The sequence below is a fragment of the Kitasatospora sp. NPDC091257 genome (assembly GCF_044757675.1).
GTDB classification, from domain to species: Bacteria; Actinomycetota; Actinomycetes; order Streptomycetales; family Streptomycetaceae; genus Kitasatospora; species Kitasatospora lactacystinica.
In genome coordinates, this window is record NZ_JBIVVI010000785.1 from 1 (window position 1) to 4384 (window position 4384).

Annotated in this window: 3 protein-coding genes; 2 read left to right on the forward strand and 1 reads right to left on the reverse strand. The window is 72.7% G+C overall.

All coding sequences use genetic code 11. The features are described from left to right. The first annotated feature begins 117 nt into the window (after positions 1-117). Positions 118-1248, forward strand: coding sequence for a HoxN/HupN/NixA family nickel/cobalt transporter (locus ACIQOV_RS29460; protein ID WP_401053605.1), 1131 nt, complete (start codon positions 118-120; stop codon positions 1246-1248). 115 nt (positions 1249-1363) lie between these two features. Here ACIQOV_RS29460 and ACIQOV_RS29465 read toward each other — a convergent pair whose 3' ends face one another. Further along, positions 1364-2302 carry an SGNH/GDSL hydrolase family protein gene (locus tag ACIQOV_RS29465; RefSeq protein WP_401053607.1) on the reverse strand — a complete coding sequence of 313 codons (939 nt, stop codon included), beginning with the start codon at positions 2300-2302 and terminating at the stop codon, positions 1364-1366. Between the two features lie 346 nt (positions 2303-2648). On the opposite strand from ACIQOV_RS29465, the gene ACIQOV_RS29470 reads away from it, so the two are divergent. After that, a complete protein-coding gene (locus tag ACIQOV_RS29470; protein ID WP_401053608.1) occupies positions 2649-4304 on the forward strand; it encodes an FAD-binding dehydrogenase in 1656 nt (551 codons plus the stop codon). Positions 4305-4384 lie beyond the last annotated feature (80 nt).

Below are 4384 nucleotides of genomic sequence, written 5' to 3' on the forward strand. Positions count from 1 at the left end.
GTGGAAGCCGGGGGAGACCGGGGGCGGACGAATCCGTAATTGCGCATGACTTGCAACTGCGCGCACCGAGGCGGAAAGATGGCCCAGCTTCGACCGCCCGACCGAAAGGACACGACGATGACCGCCCCCCGCTGGCGCGACCGGCTCACCCGTGAGGAGTGGATCCGCCTGGCCGGAATGGGCGGATTCATCCTCGCGCTCCACGTCATCGGCTGGTTCACCCTGCTCGCGGTGGTCGAGCCCGAGCACTACGACGTCGGCGGCCAGGTGTTCGGCGCCGGCATGGGTCTGACCGCCTACACCCTCGGCATGCGGCACGCCTTCGACGCGGACCACATCGCCGCCATCGACAACACCACCCGCAAGCTGATGGGCCAGGGCAAGCGGCCGCTGTCGGTCGGCTTCTGGTTCTCGCTCGGGCACTCGTCGATCGTCTTCGGCCTCTGCGCGCTGCTGGCCCTCGGCATCCGCTCGCTGGCCGGCCAGGTGGAGTCCGACGACTCGACGCTGCACGAGATGACCGGCCTGATCGGCGTCGCCGTCTCCGGCACCTTCCTGCTGCTGCTCGGCCTGATCAACCTGGGCGCCTTCAACGGCATCCTCAAGGTCTTCCGCCGGATGCGCGAGGGCGACTACGACGAGGCGGAGCTGGAGCGCCAGCTGGAGCGGCGCGGGCTGATGAACCGCATCCTCGGCAGGGTCACCAGGGCCGTCACCAAGCCCTGGCACATGTACCCGGTGGGCCTGCTGTTCGGCCTGGGCTTCGACACCGCCACCGAGGTGTCCCTGCTGGTGCTGGCGGGCGGCGCGGCGGCCTTCTCGCTGCCCTGGTACGCGCTGCTCACGCTGCCGATCCTGTTCGCGGCCGGAATGAGCCTGCTGGACACCATCGACGGCTCGTTCATGAACTTCGCGTACGAGTGGGCCTTCTCCAAGCCGGTCCGCAAGATCTACTACAACCTGACCGTCACCGGGCTGTCGGTGCTGGTCGCGCTGGTGATCGGCTCGATCGAGCTGATCGGCCTGCTCGGCGAGAAGCTGGACATCACCAGCGGTCCGGTCGCCTGGATCGGCGCACTGGACCTCAACTTCGTCGGCTACGCCATCGTCGGACTGTTCGTGCTCACCTGGGCCGCGGCGATCGCCTACTGGAGGCTCGGCAACGTCGAGGAGAAGTGGTCGGCCGGGCTGGCCGCCGCTTCCGCCGCCGGTGCTGCCTCCGCCTCCGCCTCCGCGAAGTCCGAGTAGGGCGCGCAGGACCGAGGGGCCGGTGACCGGGGGTTCGGTCACCGGCCCCTCGGGGCTTTCCGGGGGCTTTCCGGGGGCTTTCCGGGGGCCGCGCCGGGCGGGCGCCGCGGCCGCGCTACTTCAGTGCGGCGAGCACCGCCTGGGCCATCACCTGCTCGCCGGTCGCGTTGGGGTGGAACGGCACGGCGGGCGAGCCGGGCAGCGCGCCCTCGATCCAGCGGTCGTCCGAGCAGACGTCGTGCCCGAGGGTCGGCGTCGCGGTATCCACGTAGGTCGCGCCGTTCGCGGCCGCGGTGGACTTCAGCGCGGCGTTCAGCTTGTTGAGCACGCCGTACATGTACTCGACGTCGCCCGGCGTCACCGGCTGGCGCAGGACGCACTTCGAGCCGTCGGCGGGCAGCACGGACGGGTAGCCGACCAGCAGCACCCTGGCCCCGGGCGCCTTGGCGTGGATGCGCTTGAGGGTGTCGGCCAGCTGCGGGGCGATGGTGGTGCGGATCCGCTCGGCCAGGTCGTCGGTGCCGTACTGCCAGGACATGCTGCTCCAGTCCCAGTGGCCGTGGTGGTAGACGTCCTTGCAGGGCGTGCCGAGCGGGTTGACGACGGCGCCGGCGATGCAGGTGGCGACCAGTTCGCCGAGGCCGAGGTCGCTGGCCGCGAGGTCGTTGCCGCCGATCCCGAGGGTGACCAGGTCGGTGTCGGCGGTCACCGCGTCCAGCTGCGGGTCGTTGACCCTGATGAAGGCGTCGTACTGGGGCTGCGTCATCGCCTTGATCTTGGCCGCGGAGCAGGTGACGTCGGTGTACCGGCCGGACTTGAGGGCGGCGGCGACCAGGTGGCCGTAGTTGCGGTCGGAGCGCAGGCACAGACCGGCCGACTGGCCCGGCACGCCGGCGCCGGCGGCGTAGGAGTCGCCGAGCGCCACGTAGTGCTTCGGCGCGGCGCCGGCGGCCTGGGCGCTGCTGGAGGTGAGCGCGAGTGCGGCGCCGAGAGCGACGGCGGCGAGCGCGGTGGAATTCCGGAGGTGCCGGGATTTCCGGGCAGGGCGGAGCACGATTCCTCCTGGGGGAGAGAAACGACGGGTGGGGGTCGCATCGAGCCGGGCCACAGCTACTCGCAGGTAAGTTACTGCCAGGTTTCCCGGACGTCCATGGTTTGCGCGGAAATTGCCGACATTCCGTCAGGCGGGCCCGGACGGAATTCCGCATTTCGCCCCACCGGGCGCCGAACGGCTATCGCGCCACTGCCGGCGGCAATTCCGAAACGGCCCGGAGCGGAATTCAGGCGGGCGGTTGTTACCCGCCGGTTGACCGGACGTCACCGCAGACCGCAGTATCGGGCGCACAGCGGCGGCGCGTCCCGGACGCGCCGCCACCGCGAGCCCCGACGGAGGACTGCGCATGGCCCTGGACGCCGACGTCATCGTCATCGGAGCGGGCCTCGCGGGCCTCGCCGCCACCGCCGAACTCGCCGACGCCGGACGGAAGGTGATCCTCCTCGACCAGGAGCCCGCCGCCTCCTTCGGCGGTCAGGCGCACTGGTCCTTCGGCGGCCTCTTCCTGGTCGACTCGCCCGAGCAGCGCCGGATGCGGATCCGCGACTCGCACGCCCTCGCCCTGCGGGACTGGCTCGGTACGGCCGGCTTCGACCGGCCCGAGGACGCCTGGCCGCGCCGCTGGGCCGAGGCGTACGTGGACTTCGCGGCGGGCGAGAAGCGCTCCTGGCTGCACGGCATGGGCGTGCGGTTCTTCCCGGTGGTCGGCTGGGCCGAGCGCGGCGGCTACCTCGCCGACGGGCCCGGCAATTCGGTGCCGCGCTTCCACATCACCTGGGGCACCGGGCCGGGGCTGCTGGCGCCCTTCGTCCGGCGGGTCCGCGCCGCCGCCGCGCGCGGCCTGGTGGACCTGCGCTTCCGGCACCGGGTCACCGGGCTGTCCGCCACCGCGGGCGCCGTCGACACCGTCACCGGCGAGGTGCTGGTGCCGAGCCCGGTGGGCCGGGGCGAGGCCAGCTCGCGGGAGGCCGCCGGGAGCTTCGAGCTGCGCGCCCAGGCCGTGATCGTCACCTCCGGCGGCATCGGCGGCAACCACGACCTGGTCCGCAAGGCCTGGCCGGCCCGGCTCGGCACCCCGCCCGCCAGGCTGCTCTCCGGGGTGCCCGCGCACGTGGACGGACTGATGCTGGAGGTCGCCGGCCGGGCCGGGGCCAGCCTGATCAACGGCGACCGGATGTGGCACTACACCGAGGGCATCGAGAACTGGGACCCGATCTGGGCCCGGCACGGCATCCGCATCCTGCCCGGCCCCTCCTCGCTCTGGCTGGACGCCCGCGGCAAGCGGCTGCCCGTCCCGCTGTTCCCCGGCTTCGACACCCTCGGGACGCTCGAACACATCATGTCCACCGGGTACGAGTACACCTGGTTCGTGCTCAACCAGCGGATCGTCGAGAAGGAGTTCACCCTCTCCGGCTCCGAGCAGAACCCCGACCTGACCGGCAAGTCGGTGCGCGGTGTGCTCGGGCGCGCGCTGCCCGGCGCCCCCGGCCCGGTCCAGGGCCACCTGCGGCACGGCCGGGACTTCGTGGTCGCCCGCGACCTCGCCGACCTCGCCCGGGGCATGAACGCCAGGACCGGCGAACCGCTGATCGACCCGGACGAGCTGCGCCGCACCGTCGAGGACCGCGACCGGCAGCTGGCCAACCCCTTCGCCAAGGACCTCCAGGTCACCGCGATCCACGGGGCCCGCCGCCACCTCGGCGACCGGCTCATCCGCACCGCCGCCCCGCACCGCATCCTCGACCCGGGCGCCGCGCCGCTGATCGCCGTCCGGCTGAACATCCTGACCCGCAAGTCGCTGGGCGGACTGGAGACCGATCTGTCCTCCCGGGTGCTGCGGCCGGACGGCGAGGTGCTGCCGGGGGTGTACGCGGCCGGCGAGGCCTCCGGGTTCGGCGGCGGGGGCGTGCACGGGTACCGCTCCCTGGAGGGGACGTTCCTGGGCGGCTGCCTGTTCTCGGGCCGTACGGCGGGACGGGCGGCGGCCCGGGCGGTCGGGTAGCGCCGGCCGTCGGACGGCGGGGCGCGAGGCGTGGGGCGCGGGCGCGGGCGCGCGAGGTGGGAGGGGTCCCTGTCGAAGCG

Coding starts and splice junctions, on each gene's coding strand:
- ACIQOV_RS29460 (WP_401053605.1), top strand. CDS start 118: ATGACCGCCCCCCGCTGGCGCGACCGGCTCACCCGTGAGGAGTGGATC.
- ACIQOV_RS29470 (WP_401053608.1), top strand. CDS start 2,649: ATGGCCCTGGACGCCGACGTCATCGTCATCGGAGCGGGCCTCGCGGGC.